The organism is Planotetraspora sp. GP83, from assembly GCF_041262585.1.
Lineage (GTDB): Bacteria > Actinomycetota > Actinomycetes > Streptosporangiales > Streptosporangiaceae > JAOEGB01.
On the sequence record NZ_JBGCBZ010000014.1, the window covers coordinates 43,931 to 67,702 of the forward strand.

Consider the following 23,772-nt stretch of genomic DNA (forward strand, 5'->3'; position numbering starts at 1 on the left):
CACGGGCGGAGAGAGCGCAGGTCACACCGCAGAGCCGGGAACCCGTGCATGATCACCACAAGGTGGGCGCGGGGAGTCGGGATGGGCCTTGACCGGCCACTTCGTTGAGAGTAGCTTCGGGCAAACTCTTAGGAAACTTAACTAAGAGTTAAATGCAGCACGATGCCGTGACCTGCGCCAAAACTCCACGGTAAAGGAGATGCCTGATGAACAGGCGACGAACAGCGGTGCTCGTGGCCGCTCTCGGCAGCACCCCTCTGCTCATCGTCCCCGCAGCCAACGCCCACGGCACCATGCAGAACCCGGTCAGCCGCGTCTACGCGTGCTTTCTGGAAGGACCGGAAACCCCGCAGTCGGCGGCCTGCAAGGCGGCCGTCGCCACCGGGGGCACCCAGGCCCTCTACGACTGGAACGAGATCAACCTGGCCAACGCCAACGGCCAGAGCAAGTCGATCATCCCGGACGGCAAGCTCTGCAGCGCGGGCCGCGACAAGTACAAGGGGTTCGACGTTCCGAGGACCGACTGGCCCGCCACGAATCTCAGCGCCGGCTCCTACACCTTCACCTACCGCGTCACGGCGCCTCACCGCGGCACCTTCGAGTTCTACATCACGAAGAGCGGCTACAACCCCGCCCTACCGCTCAAGTGGTCCGACCTGGAGGCGACGCCGTTCCTCAGGGTGACCAACCCCGCACTCACCAACGGGTCGTACGTCATGACCGGCACGATCCCCTCCGGAAAGACCGGCCGCCACCTGATCTACTCGATCTGGCAGCGCTCCGACAGCCCCGAGGCGTTCTACACGTGCTCGGACGTGGTCTTCGGCGGGGGCACCCCCACGCCGACCCCCACCCCCACGCCGACCCCCACCCCCACGCCGACCCCCACCCCGACTCCGACCCCCACCAAGACCCCCACGCCGACCCCGACTCCCACGCCCACCAAGACGCCGACGCCGACTCCCACCCCGACCGGCGCCTACCCCGCGTGGAAGACCAACACCGTGTACGCCACCGGAGCGAAGGTCAGCTACGGCGGTTCCAACTACCAGTGCCTCCAGGGACACACGTCCCTGCCCGGCTGGGAGCCCCCGAACGTCCCGGCCCTCTGGCAGAAGATCTAAGCCCGTGGCGGTACGGCCCGCCCAGTCAGGCCGGGCCGTACCGTCCGGCCGAGCCGCGTTGCCCCACCGTCGGCCGCGCTGTTCCGCAGGCCCGTGCCTACAGCAGGCCCGTCCCTAAGCGGAGCCGTCTCTGAGCACGGCGGCGGGGAGCGGGATGGCCGGGAAGGGGTTGTCGGGCAGCAGGATCAGGCGGCGCGGCGCGTTGGAGAGGCCCGCGGCGTCCAGGTGGAGCAGCGCCGACCCGATTCCCGCCGCGCCGACCATGTAACCGGTGTCCGCCGTGACGTCCCACGGCCGCAGCCGCCGGTAGGCCTGATACCAGCGGTAGCCGGTCTCGTCATGCCCCGTGGCCCGCCCGATGAGGTTCTCCGCCAGGGACCGGGCGAACTCGAGGTACTGCTCGCGCCCCGTGGCGGCCCAGAGGCCGACGAACAGCTCCAGGATCCCGGCCGCGCCGCAGCACTGGCAGGCCACGTTCCAGTAGCCCGGGGTGTGCCGCTGCGGCACGCCGCTCTGGACGATGCCGTGCGCCAGCCGTTCGACCCAGTCGAGGTCGCCCGGATCGCCGGTGACCCGGTGGAGCTCGTAGAACATCCGGGCGACCCCCGCCGACCCCGAGCAGAAACCGAGGTAGTGCAGGCCGCGCCCCTGCGGCACGTGGTGCGGCACGAGGGAGCACTTCTCCGTCACCGCGCTGATCGTACGGACGAAGTCCGCGCCCCTGCGGGCGGCGGCCAGGAACCGCTCGTCCCTCGTCACACCGTACAGACGGGCGAGCAGGAACGCCGTGCCCGCCGTACCGGAGAGGAAGCCGGGTGTGACGGCGTCGACGGGCAGGTCGGCGCAGGAGTCACCGCCGAAGCGGTGTCCCGGCACGGCCAGCCCGGCGATGCGCTCACCCGCTTCGACGGCCACCTGCTCGTAGACGGAGACGCCGAGGCTCCCGGCCGCGTGGAGCAGCGCCAGCACGATGCCGCCGTCGCCACGTTGGGCGGGGTCGCCGGTCCAGCCGATGCCGTCGCCCATGGGTCGCACACTGCGGACGATCTGGTCGGCCGCCGCTCTGGCACTGTCCGTGACGTACTCGTCACCCGTCACCCATCCCGCCTCGGCCATCGCGAAGACGCTGCCCGCCAGGCCGTGGTAGAAGGTCAGGTCGGCCTGGTCACGCCAGGTGGCGGCGAGGTAGCGGGCCCCGGCCTTGGCGTCTTCAAGGTACGCCTCGTGTCCGGTGGCCGCCGCCAGTTCCAGGAAGAACAGGACGATCCCGGCGGCACCGGAGTAAAGCGACGACGGCTGCCCGGCCTTGGCCGACTGGCCCCGGGGGTCCGGATTGGCCAGCCAGTGGCGGCCGAGCGCGTCATCGACGGCCGCGGACCGCACCCAGCGCGCGGCCATGATGGCGGCGGTTATCGGCGTCTCAGCGCGGGGCCACGAGCTCATACCTCATTGTCCCACATTCTTGGTAGGTAATATGGCTACTTTCGCCTTGCTCACCCGCCAGGCGGAGACACCTCGGAAGGCGACGGCCGGTCAGAAGGACACCGGCATGCTCTCAGCTCTCTTCACCGGCGTCCTGGGAAACGATCGACTGCGGGTCGATTCCATGCTCGGAGGCGAGCCGCAGGAGGTTGTCGAGGCGCCCCGTGATGACCTGGATGTCGTACTCATCCCGATCGTCATGTGCCTGCTGCAACTTCTCCCGAGCTTCCAGCACGCGAGCACGCAGCTCCGCGGTGAACTCGTCCATATGACTTTTGCCCCCTTCGTCGGTGGCATGATGTCGCGAACCGTGAAGAATCTCAATCCGTCACCGCTGGTCACGCCGCAGCGGGTGATCCGGGGGGATCTCGACCAGGACGATGGGCGTGCCGTCAGGATCCTCAATCCACATCTCCACCAGGCCCCAGGGCTCGAGCTTAGGCGGCCGGACCACCGTCACCCCACCGGCCACCAGCCTGTCGTGCTCGGCGTCGACGTCCCGGACCTGGAGCCAGATGCCGGGCCCGTGGCCAAAGGAGCCACCAGACCCGCCCGAGCCACCTGATCCACTCGCGCCACCCGGCGCACCCGGGCCGTCCGGGCCGTCGGAGCCGACCGGGCCGTCCGAATGTCCGGACACCTCCAGGAAGCCCTGTCCGAGGAAGAACACCACGCCCGGGTCGTCGGCCGGGCCGAACTCGCGGTAGACCGCCAGGCCCAGCACGTCTCGATAGAAACGACGGCTCGCGCCCAGGTCGTTCGGCCGGAGTAGGAACCGGCTGCTCAGCACTTCCATGTGTCGTTTCTGCCCGTGCCGGCCGATTACCTCACCCATGGACAGGGGCGATCATTCGGGAATTATCGGGCAGGCCTTTCGTCCCTACGAAGGGTGACGGAAGGCGGTGCCGCGGGAAGGAGCACACGGGAGATGCTGGAGCCACGGTGTTCGACGAACGCGGATGACGGCTTCGGCCGGTTGATCTGGCGGGTCACGAACTCCGGCCGATCTTGCGCTATGGGGAGATTCGCATGACTGAGCACGCCACACCGGCCGGCACTCCGGGCGGCCCGGAAGCGGCCCTGCCGAAGCTGGAGAAGCTCGAGGGAGACGAGTGCCTGCGGTTGATCTCCCCAGGGGGCGTCGGGCGCGTGGCCTTCAACGATTACACCGGCCCCGTGATCCTCCCGGTCAACTACGTGATCCACGACGGCGCGGTCCTGTTCCGCACGGCGCTCGGAGGACCGCTGGACCAGGAGCTCCGCACCGGCGTGGAGGGAGCCGAGTTCATCGTCGCCTTCGAGGTGGACCACATCGACGAGACCACCCGTCAAGGCTGGAGCGTCCTCGTGCGGGGTGGTCTGCACCACGTCGTCTCCAGCGAGGAGCGCGCGGAAGCGGCCGAGTCGGGTGTCCAGTCCTGGGCGGGCGGCGAGCGCGAGCTGTACATCAGGATCGCGCCCGTCGAGATCAGCGGCCGCCGGATCCAGCACGCATAAGTCGGGCGCGCATCGAATGCGACAGATCCATCCATCCGGCAATGCGCTGTCCGGAGAGCAGGACGAGGCCACACACTCACCCGTCGCGGCGGGAAGCCATCCCGCCAACTCGCCCGCCACCGCCGCAGACAAGACCGTCGCAGCACGGAGCGCGAACACGCTGTCCGGACCGGGGGTCGCGGCTACGGACGTCGTGGCGCAGGAGCGAGTGGAGGGTCCGGAGCGGCTACCCAGGGAGATGGACGCCTGGGTGGTGGCCCGGCCGGGGCCTGTGGAGACGCACCCCCTGGAGCGGACGCGGCTGCCGGTGCCCACACCGGGACCGGGCGAGCTGCTCGTGCGGGTCGAGGTGTGCGCGGTCTGCCGCACCGACCTTCACCTCGCCGAGGGCGACCTGACACCACGGCGGCCGCGGACCGTGCCGGGGCACGAGGTGGTGGGATGGGTGGCGGCTCTCGGTCCCGGTACGGCGGGGCCGGCGCCCGGCACGCGAGTGGGCGTGGCCTGGTTGCGCTCGACCTGCGGGATCTGCCGATACTGCCGCCGTGGTGCGGAGAACCTGTGCCCGTCGTCCACCTACACGGGCTGGGACGCCGACGGCGGCTACGCCGAATACCTCACCGCCCTCGCGGACTACGTCTACGTCCTCCCCGAAGACGAACCGGCCGACAAGCTCGCGCCCCTCCTGTGCGCCGGGATCATCGGCTATCGCGCCCTCATGCGGGCGGACCTGCCGCCGGGCGGCCGGCTCGGCATCTACGGCTTCGGCGCCTCGGCGCACCTGACGGCCCAGATCGCCATCGCCGAGGGCGCCGCCGTACACGTGATGACCAGGTCGGAGGCGGCGCAGGAGCTGGCCAGGACGCTGGGCGCGGCCTCGGTCGGCGGCAGCGCGGACGTGCCACCCGAACCGCTCGACGCCGCCATTCTGTTCGCCCCCGTCGGCGACCTGGTGCCGGTCGCGCTGGCCGCCCTGGACCGGGGCGGGACGCTCGCCGTGGCGGGCATCCACCTGACCGACATCCCGGTGCTCAACTATCAGCGCCACCTGTTCCAGGAGCGGACACTGCGCAGTGTCACCGCGAACACGCGGGCCGACGGCCAGCGGTTCCTGGAACTGTCATCGCTCCACCGGCCCCGCGTGACGACCACTCCCTATTCCTTCGACGCCGCCGATGAGGCGCTGCGCGACCTCGCCGCCGATCGCGTCGACGGCGCCGCCGTCCTGTTCATGTAACGCTGAGTCATGCACCAAGCCATAGTGCTGAGTAAGGCCCCCGGCCGAACCGTCCGGTGACCATCCGGGATCCTCTCGCCACTGCCGGATCAGCCAGGACCGAGCCGGTGCTGGGCTCGGCGTCGCATCAGGAAGCCGGCTGCCGAGCCCTGGTCGAACGCCGAGGCTGGCAGGTCACCGGCGTCTGCTGTAGAAGAAAAGCCGCAAGGGGGCTCCGCCCCCTGCACCCCCGGCCCTCCTAGGAGATGAGCCGGTTCCTGGGGTGCGCAAGAGCATGTCCCGGGCGGCGGCGACAATTCGTGGGACCGTGACTGGAAGCTGCTGACCGGGTGGAAGCGCTGGCTCGTGCTGTCGGACGCCGAACACCAGTCCTTCACCGACATCTCGCTGGTGGCGGACGTCCTCGGCCTCGAACCTCTCCCTGGCATGCTGCCCGCGGCCCGTGGCGCAGAACTCACCCGCACCTACGTGGCAGCCTTCCTCGACCAGCACCTGAAGTCGCAGCGGCCGCCCCTGCTGGAGAGGCCGTCATCCCGCTACCCCGAGGTCAAGTTCTGTCCCGCGACCTGCGGTCACTCCTGAGACCCCGCGCCGCCGAACGCCAACGGTGAGGTCAACTGTCACTCCAGCCACCTGCTGTATCAAATACGTGCTGAATCTCATCGCAGGAGACCTCCGAGCAGGCCTAACCACGCCGGGAGATCTCATCAATGCCAGGGCTACTCTTCCGGCGAGGGCGACAGCCCTGTCGAGGAGCATGCCGCGAAGGGTCACATAGCTTGACGCTGGTACCGCCGAGGCCGCAGTAGCCCCAAGGCTCTCGGCACGTGATAATGGGCTCCGAGCGGCACTGGCACCTCAGTTCAGGCAGCGGGTGCCCGGCGCGTCAGCCGGACCTCGACATCCGCGTCCAAGGCACGTGCCAGGCGCTCCAGAACCGGCAACGTGGGAATGGTTCCGCCCGCTTCGAACCGCGCCACTGCCGACTGGGTCATGCCGGCCTCGCGTGCCAGGTCGTTCTGGCTCCAGCCACGCTCCTCACGCATCGCGCGCACTGTCTTGCCCAGTTCGTAGGCGAGACGTGTGGCTTCGTAGGCCTCAGCCGCACCCGGCTCGGCCATCCGGCGATCTCTGAGTTCCCGCCAGCTTCCCTGCTCGCTCATACCGCTTCTTCTTCCTCGTCGACGGTGTGCGCCAGTTCGACACAGCGACGCATGGCTCGCCGAGCCCGCTCAACCTCACGATGATCGCGTGACCGTGTCTTGTGGAACACGGTCAAGAGCACGATCCGGCGGCGAGGTGCGATCCAGTACAACCAGGACTTGAAGGGCTATTCCTCGCTGGGCGCCAGGCCCGACTTGTCAGGCACGCGGATGGGTCACCCAACTTGACGTTGGCGCCGCCTATGCCGCAGTAGCCGTTGGGGACCGAGACTAATGGAGCGCGATCAGGATCACCCGATGTTGGCACAGATGGAGCCGAAGACCCAAGAATCGGTGCCCACCACGGTCTCTGGTGATCGCCGGTGTGGGGGCGCTGTGGCCGGTGGGCCATCTTTCACGGGGCCCCTGCCCGCAGGCGCGCGACTCCACGCTGATTTCTATACGCCGCCTGATTCCAGTGGTTACGGTCAGGCCGTTCTCAGTGTGGTTCTGCGGCAGTCTCGTGAAGACGCATGGGTGTCTTTTCCGGTGATAGACCGGTGTATTTTCCGGCGAAAGCTAGGATGTCCGCGGCCAGGGCGCGTTCTTTGCTCGCGGGAAAGGCGGCGTGGGCGGTGTCGGGTTCTCGGCGCATGAGGATCGGCCGGTCACTAATGGTGGCGTGTTGGAGGGCCGCGCACATTTTGGTGACGTGGGCCTCTCCGGTCTGCAGATCGGTTACCGCGCCGGCGAGGAGGAATGCGGGATAGGGGGCTCCGGGCGTGATGTTGTGGTAGGGGGAGTATGTGAGTAGCCATTGGAGTTGTTCGGGTTGGGAGGCGGTACCGAATTCGTCGGTCCACGTGCATCCCAGGCCGAAGTGTTCGTAGCGCACCATGTCACATAGCGGCCCTTCGGCGATAACCGCGGCATACAGGTCTGGTCGCTGTATGGCGGCGGCGGTGACCAGTAGTCCGCCGGCGGATTGGCCGAAGATCGCCAGTTGGTCGCGCGTGGTTCGACCGGTGTTGATGAGCCAGGTCGCGGCGTCGTTGAAGTCGCTGACCGCGCGGTGTTTGTGTGGTCCGCGGCCGGCGTCGTGCCAGTGTTGGCCTTCTTCGCCGCCTCCGCGTACACAGGCGACCGCGTAGGTGCCGCCGGCGCTGACCCATGCGGCCGCCATGGGGAAGAACCATGGGCGCATAGGCATGCCGAAGCTGCCGTAACCGTAAAGGAGGGTGGGTCGGGGGCCCTGATGTTCTTCAGCCGGGGTGAACAGGAACAGCGTGATCTCGGTGCCGTCGCCGGCCTGATAGCGAACGCTGCGGCTGCGGATTTCTGGAGTATGTCCGGCTATCGTGGCGCCGGTTTCTTGTTCCGTCGTCCCGCTGGTCGCGTCGTAGCGATAGATGGTGGGGGGTGTGGTCGCGTCGCAGTAGCTGAACCATGCGCGATGTCCGTGTGGGATGTTTGTGCGCAGGGATGACACGACGCCCGCGCCGGGAAGGGGCAGACCGGTGAGCAGCCGGCCACTGGCCAGGTCATGCAGGGTCAGGGTGGAGGTGCCCTGGCGGGTGCGTGCCACCAGCAGGAGGGGCCGCGGAAGTGCCGGGTCGTCCAGGACCAGACACTCGTCCAAGGGAGCCTGGAGATCTTCGGCTACCAGCGCGCGCCATGCAGCCGGGTCGGCATCGTCCCGGTGCGCCATACAGATGCGGCCACACGGGGCCTGGTAGTCGGTGACCAGCAACAGATTGTTGTCCGCGAGGAAGCGTGGGAGAACACGGGCGCGTATGGTGCGCCCGTCCACGATCTTGACGAAATGCGGGGCTTCCGGATCGATGAGCTCGGCCACGTACACATCGTTGTGTGAGGCGGGCCCAACCATCGCAGTGATCGCCAGATAACGGCCGTCGGCGCTGACCGTGAGCCCGTAATAGTGGTCTGGGGCATCGTCGCCGCCGAGCACCACAGCGTCGGTCCGCCACGGCGAACCGATCCGATGCAACCTCACCCGCCGCTGCAGACGCATGTCGCCGGGGGCCAGTTCCTCATCAGGGACACGGCTGACGTAGTAGAACGCATCCCCTCCCGGCAGCCAGGCGAGCGAGGTGTTACGGGCACGTGGCAACGGCCCGTCCACCGCCTCGCCGGTACGCACGTCCAGCACCATGATGTCGCTGCCGGGCTGCTCGCCGACCTCCATTTGGACAGCCACACGTTCGCCCTCACGCGATGGCCACCAGGCATGCAGCCCGGTATGGCCGGACGGATCGATCTCTACCGGATCGACCAGCACCCGCCTGTTCCCCTGGGCGTCAACGACGAGCAGGCGCCGTTGCTCATCCCCACGGAGCTGCTCGGCAAGGAACATGACCGAACCACGCGCCATTGGAGGCTCCGACACGCCGAAGGATGACACCTCATCCACCAAGGACGCCCACGATTGCTTCTCACGCCATTCGGCGCGATACCCGCGGAAGAGACGATCCTGGGCCGCCGCCCAGTCGCGCACGCGCGCATCATCGCCGTCTTCCAACCACCGGTAGGGATCGGAAACCGGGAATCCGAACAGATCCTCCACCACATCGCTGCGCCAAGCGGCAGGGTAAAGCAATCGCGCCATAAACGCCCCCCGATGTGTTGCCCCGCCTGCCATAGGTCGAGGCACTGCGGCCTATACGCACCGCAGTACCTCGGCTCACTCGGCTACGACTGGCCGCGTAGAATTTCCGCCTGCCAGCCGCGTACGGCCCCAATGCGGGCAGCCGGAGTGGAATCACGATACGGTAGGTATCCGTTCATGTCTGCCTCCCGGATCTGTCGATTCGCCCGAAATGAGCGATTGCGACAGTAGCCATCCCCGTGCCTGCGATCGATAAACACAGGCGTCGCTCTCGACAGTGAGCGCCAATCCTCCTGGATCCTCGGCAGGTGCGGACCGGGCAGCCGGCCGGTTGTATTGGCCATCCTCCCGCCAAAATTTCATGCAAGGAAAGAAGGCATACTGGAATGCCGCGTGTAGATCAATCTTGCGCAAAAGTAATTCGGAGCCTTTCGAGATAGATCCCAGGGCTGACGGAGTTCTCGCATCGCGCGACCGAGAGTAATCAACCGGTTGCCATAGTCATCGCTGGCCCGAGCCCTACTGCTGATTTTGCGTTCACTGGAGCCGGCGATTCATGGTCACTGGCAGGGGACGTGGCCTACTTGGTCGCCGCAGTGCCTCGAAACATCGGCGCGTGTTGGCCAGAGCGTGACGGCACAACTCCTCCCAGCCCTTGACCGCATCACTGGCACCAAACCGGACATCCCACTCGTTGTCCGGAGGTGGGAGCGTCACCCGGTCTCCACGCTTCGGACTCACGCCGAGACCTCTACCGGCCCGAAGTCGCCGCTCGTAGCCGTACGGGCCTGAGAGTAGCGCGCGGGGTCGGCCTTGATGCGAGCGGTTGCCCTCCAGCCTGCGATTACTTCTTGCGTGGTGGTGTCAACGTCTAGCTCTGCGGCATCAGAGAGCGCTTCGACCAGTTCGAGGGTAAACGCGCGAAGTTCGGCGGAGGCGAGGTGGCGGACCCAGGGGAAGACTTCGGGCATGGCGATGACCAGCGCGCGGGCGGTCGGATCGTGCTTGAGGAGGGCGAGGAACAGGCGAGATGCCGTAGCCAGCGTCTCCCCACGCTGATCCTCACGATCGGCCGCGGTTAGGTAGAAGTCGGGGGCATCGCGGTGAGTCACGCGTACTCGACCGAGGCGTGCGGCGCGTTCGGCGACGGCTCGGGGGTTTCTCGACAGATCCGAGAAGGTGACGGCGTCGGCATTTCTCGTGGACACCCCACCATCGTAAGTCAGAACACATTCTGATACCCGGCGGGCAGAGAAAGAGTGCCGCGCCCATACTTGCCGGCAAAGGGAGCCCTCTCTGTCCAGCCTGAGTGAGATCAGGGGATGAACCTCCGGAGTCAGATGGCATCGACCACGAGATCCCGGCTGAATGATCGCTCTGGCTTCGGTATAGACCTCGGCGCCGGCCCTTTCTCCGACAGCCCAGATCTCGCAGATCTCGACCGCCTTGTCGTCGGTGATCCGGTAGACGACCCGCCAGATGTTCCAGCCGACGACAAGCTTGCGGAATCCGGTCAGCTTCCCCGGCCGAGCGGGTAGCCGGCCTCGGGGTTCTCCAGCAGCAGGAGGATCTGAACCGGGCAAGGCGAGCGGGAACGTCCTAGGCGACCTTGTTCCGCAGGGCCTGCTCGAAGTCGTAGCGACGAGCCCCGAAGACGGTCCGCCGGGCCCCTTGTTTGACACGTCAATCATATGCCTATGCTTGACGTGTCAAGCATTGAAGGGACGACGATGGCGACCACGCCTGAAGAGCACCCGATCGTGATCGGGGTCGACAGCTTCGGAGACATGACCCTCGACGGCGACGGCACCATGTTCAGCCAGCCGCAGAACATCCGAGAACTCGTCGCGGAGGGGGTCCTATCGGAGGAGTCGGGCATCGACTTCTTCGGCCTGGGCGAGCACCACATCAAGGAGATGCCGCTGCCGGCGCCGGACCTGGTCCTGGCCTCCATCGCGGCCCGTACCTCACGAATCCACCTGGGGTCCGCGGTGACGGTGCTCAGCTCCGACGACCCCGTGCGCGTCTTCCAGCGGTACGCGACCCTCGATGCCCTCTCCTCAGGGCGCGCCGAAGTGATCCTCGGCCGCGGGTCGAGCATCGAGTCGTTCCCGCTGTTCGGATTCGACCTCGCGGACTACGAGCGCCTCTTCGAGGAGAAACTCGAACTGTTCGCCCAATTGCGCACGGAACAGCCGGTCACCTGGGCAGGAACCACACGGGCCGCCCTACCCGGGCTTCAGGTCTACCCGCGCACCGCCGGCGGGGCGTTGCCGACCTGGGTGGGCGTCGGCGGCAACCCTGCGTCCGTCGTGCGCGCCGCGAAGTACGGCTTCCCGCTGATGCTCGCGATCATCGGCGGCAACCCCGCGCGCTTCGCCCGGCTGTCCAAGCTGTACCGCGAGGCCACCGCGCAGGCGGGCCTCGCTCCCCTGCCCATCGGTGTGCACTCGCCTGGACATGTCGCGGCCACGGACGAGGAGGCGAAGGAGGAGTACTGGCCCACCTACGAGAGCTTCATGCTCGACACGCGGCGGCAGCGCGGATTCCCGGCGATCACTCGCGAGTATTTCGAGCACGAGGTGGAATATGGCTCCCTCTACGTCGGGTCCCCCGAGACCGTCGCCCAGCGCATCGTCAGGACCATGACCGCCCTGGACGCCACCCGCTTCGATCTCAAGTACGGCATGGGCCCGATGCCGCACGAACACATCATGGAGAACCTCCGCCTCTTCGGCACCGAGGTCGCACCGCGGGTGCGCGAGCGACTCCAGCAGGGGTAGAGGCACTGTTCGTGCCGAATACCCGTACTCAGTGCTCGTTCCCCGCTCAGATGTAGAGGGGCGGGACGGCCCGGGGGAGATCATCGATCTCGAAGGAGAGGTCGGCCTCCACGTCGACGACTCCGTCCACCTTCCAGACCTCGTCGAGCAGAGGGGCGATCTGCGAACGGCGTTCCACGGTGCCCGCCAGCGAGACGACACCGTTGTTCACCCGAACGGAACAATCACGGCACAGCAGCCCGGCCGCCGCGGCGACCTCGTCGCGGACCTCCACCCCCGGCCGGACGAAGACCTGAAGCAGGTCGGACTGGCGGACGAGGCCTAAGATCCGCCCCGTCTCGGGGTCGACCACGGGCAGTTGCTTGACCCTGTTCTTGTGCATGATCCCGGCCGCCCACCGGAGGTCGGTCTCCTCGGTGACGGTGATCGCCGGGCTCGTCATGAGCTCAGCGGCGGTACGGCCGGCCGCTTTCCGGTGCTGCCGGCGGCGCGACGGACCCTCGAAAATCGAATCGCCGGGGCGTCTGGTGTCGATCTCCTTGAGGAGCAGATCGTCGTCCGAGATGACCCCCAGCACGCGCCTGTCCTCATCGACGACGGGTACGGCGTCCACGTGGAACCGGCACATCGCCTTCACCACGTCGGTGAGCGAGGCGCCCGTCTCGACCGCGATCACGAACCGGTGCATGACGTCTCTCACGGTCATCGACATGATGCGCTCCCGCTCCGCCCTCCGCTCAAGGCTCCGCCCTCCGCTCAAGGGTCCGCCGCCCGGCCGGGAGCGGGCAGCGGCGAAGGTCACCCCGTTCCGGGACTTACGTCCCCGCCCAAATCACCGTTCTTCTGGGATAGACAGTGCGCCCGCCCCAAGGCGATACCGTCAATCGACTCAAGCGGACACAGAAAACGCATGGTTTGATGTCGTTTATGGCGAACCCCGCGATCCTGACCGTCGACGACGACCCGGCCGTGTCCCGCGCCGTGGCCCGTGACGTGCGGCGCCGGTACGGTGACCGCTACCGCGTGGTCCGGGCCGAGTCCGGCGACGCGGCCCTTGACGCGCTGCGCGAGATCAAGCTGCGCGGCGAGCAGGTGGCCGTCATGCTCGCCGACTATCGGATGCCGCAGATGAACGGCATCCAGTTCCTCGAGGCCGCGATGGACCTGTTCCCGCTGGCCCGCAGAGTTCTGCTCACGGCGTACGCCGACACCGACGCGGCCATCGACGCGATCAACGTCGTCGACCTCGACCACTACCTGCTCAAGCCCTGGAACCCGCCCGAGGAGAAGCTTTACCCGGTGGTCGACGCCCTCCTCGACGCGTGGACGGCCACCCCGGACACGGCGATGCCGGAGACGCGGGTCATCGGCCACCGCTGGTCGGCGCCGTCTTTCGAGGTGCGTGACTTCCTGGCCCGCAACCTCGTGCCGTACCGGTGGCTGCTGGCCGACGACCCGGAAGGCCGGCGCCTGCTGAGCGCGGCGGGGCTGTCCGAGGCGGACGTGCCGGTCGTGGTGACCGCCGACGGCAAGTCGCTGGCCAGGCCGAGCGAGATCGATCTGGCGGCCCACGTGGGGCTGACGACCACGCCGGCGTTGGAGTTCTACGACGTCGCCGTCGTCGGCGGAGGGCCGGCCGGCCTCGGCGCGGCCGTCTACGGCGCGTCCGAGGGGCTGCGGACCGTGCTCGTCGAGCAGCGGGCGACCGGCGGCCAGGCCGGCCAGAGCAGCCGGATCGAGAACTACCTCGGCTTCCCCGACGGCGTGTCCGGAGCCCAGCTCACCGATCGGGCCCGCAGGCAGGCGCTCAAGTTCGGCGCAGAACTGCTCACCACCCGCGAGGTGGTCGGCCTCGAATGCGCGGGCTCGGCCCGGGTGCTGCACTTCTGCGACGGTACGGCCATCGCCGCACACACGATCGTCCTGGCCACCGGCGTTTCCTACCGGATGCTGGAGGCCCCGGGGCTCGCCGAGCTGACCGGTCGCGGGGTCTTCTACGGCTCGGCGTCGACCGAGGCGCCCAGTTGCTCGGGCGAAGAGATCTACATCGTCGGCGGGGCCAACTCCGCCGGTCAGGCGGCCGTGTACTTCTCCCGGTACGCGAGCCGCGTGCACATCCTGATCCGCGGCGACGACCTGACCCGCTCGATGTCGCGCTATCTCATCGATCAGATCGCCGGCATCCCGAACATCGAGGTGCATCCGCGGTCGACCGTCGTACGCGGCGAGGGCACCGACCACCTCGAACGGCTGACCCTGTGCGACCCCCACTCGGGCAGGACGAGGACCGTCGAGACCTCCTGGCTCTTCGTGTTCATCGGGGCCGAGCCGCGGACCGACTGGATCGGCGGCGCCGTCGCCCGGGACGAGCACGGCTTCGTGATCACCGGTCCCGACCTGCTCACCGAGGGACGCCGCCCGCCCGGCTGGACGCCGCCCCGGGACCCCTACCATCTCGAGTCGAGCATGCCGGGCGTCTTCGCCGCCGGAGACGTGCGAGCCGACTCGGTCAAGCGCGTCGCCTCGGCCGTGGGCGAGGGCGCGATGGCGGTGTCGCTCATCCACCGTTACCTGGAGGCCCGATGACCCGGCGGCTAACGCCCGACGAGTTGCGCACACTCTTCCTCTTCGAGGCTCTCGACGACAGCCAGCTCGCCCGGCTGGCCGAGGTGGGAGAGGCCGAGCAGCGGGCCGCGGGCACCGCCGTCTACTCCGAGGGCGAGCCGGCGACCTGCTTCTTCGTGCTGCTCAACGGCACAGTCGCGATGAGCAGGCGGATCCACGGCGACGACGTGGAGGTCAGCCGCACCGAGCAGCGCGGGGTCTACGGCGGAGCGACCCAGGCGTACTTCGCCCTGGCCGACCAGGTCTACATGAACACCCTCCGGGCCATCACCGACGCCGAGTTCTTCGTGCTGCCCGCCGACGTCATGGCCGCGTCGGTGCGCGAATGGTTCCCCATGGCGATGCACCTGCTCGAAGGGCTGTTCGTCGGCATGCGGGCCAGCCAGACGATCGTCGGCGAGCGGGAGCGGCTGCTGGCGCTCGGCTCGCTGTCGGCCGGGCTGACCCACGAGCTGAACAACCCGGCGGCGGCGGCCGTACGGGCGACCTCCGCGCTGCGGGACCGGGTCGCCGGCATGCGCAACAAGCTGGCCATGATCGCCGACGGGCGGCTGGACGGCACCCAGCTGCACGACCTCGTCGAGCTCCAGGAGGCCGCCGTCAAGCGGGCCGCCACCGCGCCGGAGCTGTCCGCGCTGGAGACGTCCGACGCCGAGGACGTGATCGCCGACTGGCTCGACGACCACGACATCACCGGCGGGTGGGACCTGGCCCCGACGCTCGTCGCGGGGAGCGTCGACATCACGTGGCTGGAGCAGATCGCGGGCGCGGTGGGCGAGGACAACCTGGAGCCGGCCGTACGGTGGCTGACCTACACCATCGACACGGAACTGCTGATGGGGGAGATCGAGGACGCGGTCACCCGCATCTCCGGGCTCGTCGCGGCGGCCAAGCAGTACTCCCAGCTCGACCGCGCGCCGCACCAGACCGTCGACGTGCACGACCTGCTCATCGCCACCCTGACGATGATGCAGGCCAAGATCCCGCCGGGGATCCGCAAGGTCAAGGAGTTCGACCGGACGCTGCCGGAGATCCCCGCGTACGCCGCCGAGCTGAACCAGGTGTGGACCAACCTGATCGACAACGCGGTGTCCGCGATGGGCGAGAGCGGCACCCTGACCATTCGCACCAGTCGTGAGGACGACCGGCTCGTCGTCGAGGTCGGCGACACGGGCCCCGGCATCCCGCCCGAGGTCCGGCCGAGGATCTTCGAGCCGTTCTTCACCACCAAACCGGTCGGCGAGGGCACGGGCCTGGGGCTGGACATCTCCTACCGGATTATCGTGAACAAGCATCACGGTGACATCCGGGTGGATTCCGTTCCTGGCGACACCAGGTTCCGGGTCTACCTGCCGATCAACGACGGAGCCTCCGTCTAGCCAGCGGGCGAGTGGCCCACCTCACTCGCGGCTGCTCGTACAGTGTGGTCATGGGCATGGTCAGCACGGTCGGGCTCGTACTGCATCCTCGGCGCGACTCGGCGGAGGCGATCGAGACGATCGTCGAGTGGGCGCGCGGGCGCGGGGGCGCGGTGCTCGGCCTGCCCGACGAGGTGGGCCGCATCGACTGCGACGCGGTCCCGGTCGACGCTCCGACCCTCGTGAAGCGTTCCGACCTGCTCGTCAGCCTCGGGGGCGACGGCACGATGCTGCGCACCATGAGGCTGATCGAGGGCCACCCCACCCCCATTCTGGGCGTCAATCTCGGCAAACTGGGATTCCTCGCGGAGATCGACGTCGAGGAGCTGCCTCCCGCCCTGTCGGCCATCGACAGCCACCGATTCACCGTCGAGCCGCGCATGGCGATCCAGGCCACCGGCTCGGACGGGAAGACGGTGACCGCGTTCAACGACATCGCACTGGTACGGATCCCCGGCGACGGGCTGTCCGCCGTGGCCGTCAGCGTGTACGGGCATCCGTTCGTGCGGTACGCCGCCGACGCCGTGATCGTCGCAACCTCCACGGGGTCCACCGCGTACAGCTTCTCGGCGGGAGGCCCGATCGTCTCCCCCACCGTGGAGGGCTTCCTCGTCGTCCCGGCGGCGGCGCACTCGGCGTTCAACCGGGCCCTCGTCCTGTCGGCCGACGAGGAGGTCACCCTCGACGTGCTCCCCACCAGCGGGCAGCTCGCCATGGAGGTGGACGGCACGATCGGCGGCTACCTGTGCCCCGGTGACCGCCTGACCGTGACCGCCCTCCGGGCCGCCGCCCAGGTCGTACGGCTCGGCACCACGACCTTCTACGAACGCGCCCGCCGCAAGCTCCGCGTCAACGGCAGCGCCGAGGTCGACTGACGCCCGGTCTCCCGCCCGTGGCTAGGAGACGGAGACGACGCGGCCGACGCCACAGAGGAAGTACGCCTTCCTCCGCTCGATCGACGGGTCGATGAAGGGGTTGTCCGGACGCCAATCGTGCAGGTTGACCATGCCGGGCTCGACGAGATCGAGTCCCTCGAAGAACGGCACGATCTCGTCCGTCATGCGTGCGGCGAACTGGGCGCTGGCGTTCTGGTAGACCTTCTCCACCCCGGGCGCGACCTCGGGACGCGCGTCGGCCGCGACGTGCGAGATCGCCAGGTAGCTGCCGGGTGCGAGGGCCTCCCGGATGTGGGCGATGATCCCGGCGGGGTCGTTGGAGTCGGGGATGAAGTGCACGATGGCGAGCAGGAGGACGGCGATCGGCTGGGAGAAGTCGAGGTGCTCCCGCACCTCCCGATGGTTCAGGATGTCCTGGGGACGGCGCAGATCGCCCTCGACGACTTGGACGAGCGGGGTGTCCTGGAGCAGGGCGCGGGCATGCGCGAGAACCTGCGAGTCGTTGTCCACGTACACGGTCCGGGCGCCGGGGGCGTGCTCGCCCGCCACCTCGTGCACGTTGCGCTGGGTGGGCAGGCCGGCGCCGATGTCGAGAAACTGCCGGATGCCCCGCTCGGCGAGGAAGCGCACGGCCCGGACGAGGAACTCGCGGTTCTCCCGGATGCCGATGGGGATCTCGGGGACGTACCGCAGGACCTGCTCGGCCGCCGCCCTGTCGGCGGGCAGGTTGTCCTTGCCGCCAAGGAAGTAGTCGTACATGCGTGCCGCGTTGGGGACGGTCGGGTCGAAGCCACTACCGAGGACGCGCGGGTCCATGCGAATCCCTCCCACTCGTCGACACTCCGGGCGATCTTAGCTCAGACACGAAATGTCGTGGCTTTTATTAAATATGGTACGAAAATCTTCTTTCCTGCCATGATCCTTCCATGGCCGCTTCCCCCCGGCGCCGGGTCCTGGGCGCCCAGCTCGCCTCCGGAATCACCTCCGTCAACATGTGGGCCCTGCTGTCCTTCGCGACGATCGGCACGGCGGTGGTGTCCTTCCTGCCGTCGGCGCAGCCGCACATCCTCACCACGATCCTCGGGGTGCCGGAGTCGCGCCAGGGAACGACGATCGGCGTGCTCAACTTCGCGGCCGAACTCGCGATGGTGCTGAGCCTCGCGTGGTACGGCGCGCTCGCCGACCGGGCCGGTCGGCGGCTGGTCGTGCTGGCCGGCCTCGGGCTGTGCGCGGCCGGCACCGCGCTGTTCCCGTTCGCCGGGAGCACGGCCGTCCTCGTGGCGCTCCGTGTGGTGTTCGGGCTGGGTGTCGCCGCGATCAACGCGATGCTGTCCACCATCGCGATCGACTACGTCCGCACCCGCTCGCGCGGGACGTCGTATGGGCTGATCGGCGTCTTCGGCGGGCTGGGGGCGGTGATCGCCGTGCTCGCCCTCGTCCGGCTGCCGGAGACGCTGGAGTCCGCGGGACTGGAGCCGGTCGCCGCGGCGCGCCTGGCGTTCCTGGTGATCGCGGCCGGGATCCTGGTGGCCGCGGGCGCGCTGTGGCTGTCGCTGTCGCGGGTGAGAGTGAGCTCCATCGGCGAGCGGACCCCACTGCCCCGGCTGGTCCGCGAGGGCGTGGCGCTGGCGCGCGATCCGGGGGTCGCGTTCTCTTACGCGGCGTCGTTCGTCGCGCGAGCCGACCTCGCCATCGTCGTGTCCTTCATGAGCCTGTGGGTCTCCGACTACGCCAAGGGGCACGCGGGCATGACCAGCGCCGAGGCCGTGGCCAAGGCGGGCGCGATCGTGGGGATCTCGCAGACGGTCGCGCTCGTCACCGCGCCGCTGTTCGGCTGGCTGGGCGATCGCGTGCGCCGCCAGGATCTGGTGATCGTCGCCCAGGTCGTCGCCGGGGTGGCGTACCTGGCGACGCTGCTCGTCGCGGATCCGCTCGGCCCCGGCATGATGGTCGTCGCCGTGCTCATCGGCGTAGGCGAGATCGCGGTCATCACCACGGCCGGCCCGCTGCTCGCGCAGCAGGCGCCCGCCGACGTGCGGGGGTCGGCGTTCGGCGTGCACACGCTCTGCGGCGCGGCCGGCGTAATGATCATCTCGGCGCTGGGCGGCGTGCTGCACGACACGTGGCGGCCCGCCGGGCCGTTCGTCGTCTCCGGCGCGGCCGGCCTGCTGGTCGCCGCGTACGGCCTGTCCGTACGGCGGCGGATCGCGGCCAGGGCGGACGCCGACCTGGCCGGGGAGGCGGTCCCCGTCGACTGACCCCTCCCCTTGTTTGTGATCATGCACAAGTTCCCGGTGAGCCCCGCCCACCTGCCAATCTCTTGTTGGTGATCATGCGCAGGCTCCCGGCATAACCCCGCGACCTGCGCATCAACCAAGCGTGATCATGCGGAGGATGGCATCAAGCGAGTACTCACGGCCGCCATCCGAAGTGAGCCCTCCGTTAGCCCAGGAGGCGGTCGATCTCCGCGAGTTCTTCGGAGGACAGGGGCGGGCCGGCCAGGGCGGCGACGTTCTGGTCGAGCTGCGGGACGCTGCTCGCGCCGATCAGCACGGATGTGACGCGGCTGTCGCGGAGGATCCAGGAGATCGCGAGCTCGGCGAGGCTCTGCCCACGGGCCTGGGCGACCTTGTTGAGCCCGCGCAGCGTCTCCAGCAGCTCCGGCGTGAGGTCGTCGCGCGACAGGAAGCGGCCGATCGCCATCCGGGAGTCGGCGGGGACGTCCCCGTCGAGGTAGCGGCCGGTCAGCAGCCCCTGGGCGAGCGGCGAGTAGACGATACACCCGGCGCCGGCGCCCTCGAGGGTGTCAAGCAGCCCGCCCTCGATCCAGCGGTCGAGCATCGAGTAGTTGGGCTGGTGGATCAGCAGCGGGGTGCCGAGCTCCCGCAGGGCGGCCACGGCGCGGGCGGTCTCCTCGGCGGAGTAGTTCGAGATCCCCGCGTAGAGCGCCCGGCCGGAGCGGACGGCGGTGTCGAGCGCCCCCATGGTCTCCTCGATGGGCGTCTCGGGGTCGGGGCGGTGGTGGTAGAAGACGTCGACGTAGTCGAGGTTCATCCGCTTGAGGGACTGGTCCAGGCTCGACAGCAGGTACTTCCGCGACCCCCACTCGCCGTACGGCCCGGGCCACATGTCGTAACCGGCCTTGGTGGAGATGAACAGCTCGTCGCGGTACGGCCGGAAGTCGGCGTTGAAGTGCCGCCCGAAGTTCTCCTCCGCGGAGCCGTACGGCGGGCCGTAGTTGTTGGCCAGGTCGAAGTGGGTGATGCCGAGGTCGAAGGCGCGGCGCAGGACGTCACGCTGGCGGTCCAGCGGCGTGGTGTGACCGAAGTTGTGCCACAGCCCGAGCGAGATCTCCGGCAGCAGGACCCCGCTCCGTCCGCTCCGCCGGTAGGTCATCGTGTCGTAGCGGCCGGGTTCGGCGGCATAAGGGGCGGCATAGGGGGACTGCGGGGACATGCGAGGCCTCTCTTCGTGGATGTACGGCTCCCGCCGGGGTGGCGAAAGCCGTACATAAGGACTATCAGGAAATATCACTAGATAACGCCCCGGCCCCTCGGGGCGCGCCTCAGCCGCCGTGATCGGCGTTGATGTCGGTGATCCACTGGCGGCAGTTCCCGCAGGCGCCCCTCGCCTTCCACACCTGCCGCAAGTCGTCCCACGTCTCGGCGTGGAAGTTCAGGTTCTTCCCGACGATATCGGCCGGCGACGTGATGCCGATCTCCTTGATGTAGGTGTTCATCACGTCGACCTCGGCGCACACGTCCGTCTTCCACTTCTCGACCTGGCGGACGTTCTTGAGGATGTCCCGCATGATCGTGGTCAGCGCATACCTCCGGTTGGGCACGCCGCTGCTGCCCAGCCAGACGAGCCCGGTCTTCACGTCGACGAGGCCGGCGAGCACCGTTCCCACCTCGGACTCCGGGTCAGGGGCTCCGGCGTAGGTCTTGCGGAACTCGACCACGGCCTGTCTGGCCAGCAGTTTGCGCCGGTCCCGCTCCTTCCGGGCGTTCTCCTCTTCTTCCTTTGCCTTTTGCTTCTTCCAGTGCTCGACGTAGTACAGCCATGCCACCTTGGCCTCGCGGCGCGCCCAGTCCTCGAAACGCTGCTTGGCGGCAACCGGGTCCTCGTGGTTGACGGCGACCGCGATTTCGAGCGCCCGCAGCCTTTTCACGACCTTTTCGACATCGTCCTTCGACGGATCGCTCTCCTGGATGGACATCCGCGCGTGGAGCGCCTCGACCTCCTTGTACCGATCGAACGCCCACTTCTTCACCTCCTCGACCTTGGCGGGGTCGAACCCGGGGGGCGCGACCGCGTCCGTCCGCGCCGCCCGCTGACCGCCTTCGAGCACCTTCTGCTCGGCGTCCAGCATCGTGTCCTCCCCTCCTCCCAGCGCCTTCTGCTCGCCCTCCAGCGTCCGGGATTCCCCTGACCCCCACATGCCTGCCGGCCCTTTCCCCGTCGGAGACGGATGATCGTGGTGACTGCCGAACCGGGGATCTCAAAGCGACGGGAACGCCGGATCGTCGGTCAGCGGGCCGCCGTTCATCTGCCCGTCAGTCGTCTGCCCGTCGAACTGCGGCGTGCCCACCGCCTGGCCGTTGACGGCCGCGTGGTCGATCTGGTTGACGATCTGCGGGCGCACGAACAGCCGCTGGAAGAGAGCGGCGCGCTCCGCGTCGTTGTCGGAGACGATCGAGAGGGCGAGCTTGAGCTTCTCGGCCTCCAGCCGGCGGAGTTGGGTGTCCACCTGGCGGGCCTGGTTCTCGGCCTCCCGGCCGCGGACGGCCTGGACCTGGAGGCCCGCGGAGTAGTCGTCCAGCGCGCTGCCCTCACCGAGGAAGGAGTCCACCACCACCCCGTCGGTGCGCAGCACGTGCTGGTCGGCGGCCAGGATGATGCCGGGCACGGTGTGCTTACGGCCGTCCGGACCGGTGTACGACGAGGTGAAGCCCGGGTTCACCCGCGTGCGCCCGGCCGGCTCCTCCCGGATGAAGCCGGGCTGCTCCTGGCCCCGGTAGTCGGTGATGGCCCGCAGCTCCTCCCAGATCGCGTGGCCGACCTCGTCCACCCGGTCGGGCAGCAGGCAGTCGCCCAGCAGACGGTCCAGCTCGGCCAGCGGGACCTCGTCGCGGGACTCGGCGTGGCCGTTGAAGAACGCGACCCGCACGTCCACCAGGTGGAGCAACGTCACGAACTCCTGGTTCATCTGCCGGAAGACGAAGTTGAGCGTGCGGCTGACGTTGATGTTCTCCAGCGTCCGATCGACGGCCTGCTCCTCGCCCTGCTCCAGCTTCACGTCGAGGCTCGTGTCGACCTGCACCTCACGGCGGGAGGAGGCGCGCGCGGTGTTCTGGTTCACCGCGTTGGTCAGGTTCTTGGTGAACTCCTCCCGCGCGCTGTTGGAGCTTCCCGACACGCCGCCGCTGATCTTGGCGCTGGCGCTTCCCCAGCCCCAGGTCGCCTTGCCCTCCGCCTCGGCCTCCGCCCGGTATTCGAAGCTCTTGCTGGCGTTGTCCTGGTTGGACTGCTCGGAGTTGACCGTACGGGCGAACTCGCTCTCGGTCTCGGTGTTGGTGGAGTCGAGGATCGACGACGTCTTCTGCAGGCTCTCGGCCGACCGCTTGTACGTGCTGACCCGGATGCTGGTCTTCTCTCCCGGCAGCAGCGAGAAGGTCTTGATCGTGCGCCCACTGCCGTACCGCGCCGGGAACGAGGAGAGCTGGTAATACTCCACGAGCACCAGGCCGGGCGCGCAGTGGGCCGGCGCGGGCAGGAACCGGTAGGTGTACTCGCCCGTGGCGGCGCGGTGTACGGCCAGCCGGCCACCGGCCGTGAGCTGGGCCACGACCGTGGCCTCGTCGAGCGAGCTCACCGCCGCCAGGGCGCCGGTACGGCCGGCCTCGTCATCGCCGGGAGCGACGTTGGGGAACACCGCGGGATCGAAGTAGCCGGTGGCCTTCGCGTTCTTCCACGCCGCGGCGATCCGCTCCCGGGTGAGCGCGATCGGCGGCACCCGGGTGCCCGGCGTCTCGTAGCCCGTGTCGGGGTCCTCGTAGCCGTGCAGGTAGATGAGAGGGCTCTTGGGCTCGGGCCGGCGCCGGTCCTGGGCGGCCAGCCTGGTCGAGGTCACCGGCTGGTTCGTCAGCCGGAAGCACAGCTTGCGCCTGTCCAGCGCCGTGATCAGCGGCCCGCCGAAGTCGAGCGGGACCACCACGTCCCTGACGTTCTCGCTGCCCCGGTAGTTGAACCGGAACGTGAGTGACGAGCCGTGCACGAGCTCCCGCCACGGTCCCTGGCCGTCGCCCGGAGAGTCTTCCGGCAGGTCCCTCAGCGTGATGCCGAAGAAGTGCCAGCCGGCCCCCATCGACACATCGGGCAACGAATCCCAGAGCGAGAGCTGCTCCCCCGCCTCGGTGTACACGGCACAGGTGACGTCGAACCCTTCGTCCGCGCCGATGGCGATCGCGCAGGTCCCCACCGAGCCGAACGTGTAGGGGGCGACCCAGTAGCTCAGCCCCGCGAAGCTGAGCCACGCGTCGGAAGGGATGTCGAGCGGGATGATGTGCTGCCCGCGGTAGCTGGTCGGTTCCGGGAGATCGTGGCCGATGACGATGGCCTCGGCGGACGGCGGAGCCGGAACGGGCACGACGGATTTGGGCACGACGGATTTGGGCACGACGGATTCAGGCATGGACCCTCCCCTTAGGCATGCCGACGAGCGCCCCGACTCACCGCCGACAATGGAAATACAACAGCGAGCCATATGCCATGCTCAGCGCAATTCCGGCGCACGCCCCGTGAATTATCTATACGTCCGGAAATCTGGCGATGTTCACATATGTCCTCGCTTGAGGGCCATCGTGCTACAGGAACGAGCCAACGACAAGGTCGCTTACCAATCGAATTCAGCCGGCAGGACCGCCGTCACATCTTTCCCAA

At 68.4% G+C, this 23,772-nt stretch carries 20 protein-coding genes; 9 read left to right on the forward strand and 11 right to left on the reverse strand.

Translation table 11 applies throughout. The features are described 5' to 3' along the window. Positions 1–206: 206 nt before the first annotated feature. Positions 207–1,124, forward strand: coding sequence for a lytic polysaccharide monooxygenase (locus tag ABH927_RS20285; RefSeq protein WP_370023787.1), 918 nt, complete (start codon positions 207–209; stop codon positions 1,122–1,124). A 114-nt stretch (positions 1,125–1,238) separates the two neighbouring features. Here the strand turns inward: ABH927_RS20285 and ABH927_RS20290 are convergent, their stop codons facing one another. The 3 genes from ABH927_RS20290 to ABH927_RS20300 form a co-directional block, all read right to left on the reverse strand. After that, the gene (locus ABH927_RS20290) at positions 1,239–2,567 is read right to left on the reverse strand and encodes a lanthionine synthetase LanC family protein (RefSeq protein WP_370023789.1); all 1,329 of its coding nucleotides are present in this window, start codon (positions 2,565–2,567) and stop codon (positions 1,239–1,241) included. 112 nt (positions 2,568–2,679) lie between these two features. Next, positions 2,680–2,874 (reverse strand): hypothetical protein, encoded by a 195-nt coding sequence (locus ABH927_RS20295; protein ID WP_370023791.1) that lies wholly within the window; start codon positions 2,872–2,874, stop codon positions 2,680–2,682. 60 nt (positions 2,875–2,934) lie between these two features. Next, complete coding sequence (locus tag ABH927_RS20300; RefSeq protein ID WP_370023793.1) at positions 2,935–3,402, reverse strand: VOC family protein; 468 nt, start codon at positions 3,400–3,402, stop codon at positions 2,935–2,937. Positions 3,403–3,635: 233 nt separating this feature from the next. Here ABH927_RS20300 and ABH927_RS20305 point away from each other — a divergent pair, with 233 nt between their 5' ends. The 3 genes from ABH927_RS20305 to ABH927_RS20315 all read left to right on the forward strand — a co-directional run bounded on the left by ABH927_RS20305 (position 3,636) and on the right by ABH927_RS20315 (position 5,922). Then, on the forward strand, positions 3,636–4,103 hold the full coding sequence (locus tag ABH927_RS20305; protein WP_370023795.1) for a pyridoxamine 5'-phosphate oxidase family protein: 468 nt from the start codon (positions 3,636–3,638) through the stop codon (positions 4,101–4,103). Positions 4,104–4,119: 16 nt separating this feature from the next. Beyond that, complete coding sequence (locus ABH927_RS20310; RefSeq protein ID WP_370023797.1) at positions 4,120–5,340, forward strand: zinc-dependent alcohol dehydrogenase family protein; 1,221 nt, start codon at positions 4,120–4,122, stop codon at positions 5,338–5,340. 345 nt (positions 5,341–5,685) lie between these two features. After that, positions 5,686–5,922, forward strand: coding sequence for a hypothetical protein (locus tag ABH927_RS20315; protein WP_370023799.1), 237 nt, complete (start codon positions 5,686–5,688; stop codon positions 5,920–5,922). 281 nt (positions 5,923–6,203) lie between these two features. Here the strand turns inward: ABH927_RS20315 and ABH927_RS20320 are convergent, their stop codons facing one another. The 3 genes from ABH927_RS20320 to ABH927_RS20330 form a co-directional block, all read right to left on the reverse strand. After that, on the reverse strand, positions 6,204–6,503 hold the full coding sequence (locus ABH927_RS20320) for a helix-turn-helix domain-containing protein (protein ID WP_370023801.1): 300 nt from the start codon (positions 6,501–6,503) through the stop codon (positions 6,204–6,206). A gap of 478 nt (positions 6,504–6,981) precedes the next feature. After that, entirely contained in the window at positions 6,982–9,108 is a 2,127-nt protein-coding gene (locus ABH927_RS20325) for a prolyl oligopeptidase family serine peptidase (RefSeq protein WP_370023803.1), read from the reverse strand. 737 nt (positions 9,109–9,845) lie between these two features. After that, a complete protein-coding gene (locus ABH927_RS20330; protein ID WP_370023805.1) occupies positions 9,846–10,316 on the reverse strand; it encodes a hypothetical protein in 471 nt (156 codons plus the stop codon). A gap of 522 nt (positions 10,317–10,838) precedes the next feature. On the opposite strand from ABH927_RS20330, the gene ABH927_RS20335 reads away from it, so the two are divergent. After that, the gene (locus ABH927_RS20335) at positions 10,839–11,891 is read left to right on the forward strand and encodes an LLM class flavin-dependent oxidoreductase (protein WP_370023806.1); all 1,053 of its coding nucleotides are present in this window, start codon (positions 10,839–10,841) and stop codon (positions 11,889–11,891) included. Between the two features lie 46 nt (positions 11,892–11,937). Here ABH927_RS20335 and ABH927_RS20340 read toward each other — a convergent pair whose 3' ends face one another. Next, positions 11,938–12,603, reverse strand: coding sequence for a CBS domain-containing protein (locus ABH927_RS20340; protein ID WP_370023808.1), 666 nt, complete (start codon positions 12,601–12,603; stop codon positions 11,938–11,940). Between the two features lie 215 nt (positions 12,604–12,818). Between ABH927_RS20340 and ABH927_RS20345 the strand changes: the two genes are divergently transcribed. From ABH927_RS20345 to ABH927_RS20355, 3 genes are read left to right on the forward strand one after another with little or no spacing between them, the layout of a single operon-like run. Beyond that, positions 12,819–14,477, forward strand: a complete 1,659-nt coding sequence (locus ABH927_RS20345) for an FAD-dependent oxidoreductase (protein WP_370023810.1) — start codon at positions 12,819–12,821, stop codon at positions 14,475–14,477. Further along, positions 14,474–15,895 (forward strand): ATP-binding protein, encoded by a 1,422-nt coding sequence (locus tag ABH927_RS20350; protein ID WP_370023812.1) that lies wholly within the window; start codon positions 14,474–14,476, stop codon positions 15,893–15,895. The genes ABH927_RS20345 and ABH927_RS20350 overlap by 4 nt, the downstream gene beginning before the upstream one ends. 50 nt (positions 15,896–15,945) lie before the next feature. Further along, a complete protein-coding gene (locus ABH927_RS20355) occupies positions 15,946–16,809 on the forward strand; it encodes an NAD(+)/NADH kinase (RefSeq protein ID WP_370023814.1) in 864 nt (287 codons plus the stop codon). Between the two features lie 21 nt (positions 16,810–16,830). Here ABH927_RS20355 and ABH927_RS20360 read toward each other — a convergent pair whose 3' ends face one another. Further along, positions 16,831–17,646 carry an SAM-dependent methyltransferase gene (locus ABH927_RS20360; protein WP_370023816.1) on the reverse strand — a complete coding sequence of 272 codons (816 nt, stop codon included), beginning with the start codon at positions 17,644–17,646 and terminating at the stop codon, positions 16,831–16,833. Positions 17,647–17,756: 110 nt separating this feature from the next. On the opposite strand from ABH927_RS20360, the gene ABH927_RS20365 reads away from it, so the two are divergent. Continuing rightward, a complete protein-coding gene (locus ABH927_RS20365) occupies positions 17,757–19,088 on the forward strand; it encodes an MFS transporter (RefSeq protein ID WP_370023818.1) in 1,332 nt (443 codons plus the stop codon). A gap of 184 nt (positions 19,089–19,272) precedes the next feature. Here the strand turns inward: ABH927_RS20365 and mgrA are convergent, their stop codons facing one another. The 3 genes from mgrA to ABH927_RS20380 all read right to left on the reverse strand — a co-directional run bounded on the left by mgrA (position 19,273) and on the right by ABH927_RS20380 (position 23,524). Continuing rightward, positions 19,273–20,286, reverse strand: coding sequence for an L-glyceraldehyde 3-phosphate reductase (mgrA, locus tag ABH927_RS20370; RefSeq protein ID WP_370023820.1), 1,014 nt, complete (start codon positions 20,284–20,286; stop codon positions 19,273–19,275). 109 nt (positions 20,287–20,395) lie between these two features. Further along, positions 20,396–21,271: a hypothetical protein gene (locus ABH927_RS20375; RefSeq protein WP_370023822.1), complete on the reverse strand. Its 876-nt coding sequence runs from the start codon at positions 21,269–21,271 to the stop codon at positions 20,396–20,398. Between the two features lie 60 nt (positions 21,272–21,331). Then, positions 21,332–23,524: a hypothetical protein gene (locus tag ABH927_RS20380; protein WP_370023823.1), complete on the reverse strand. Its 2,193-nt coding sequence runs from the start codon at positions 23,522–23,524 to the stop codon at positions 21,332–21,334. Between the last annotated feature and the right edge of the window lie 248 nt (positions 23,525–23,772).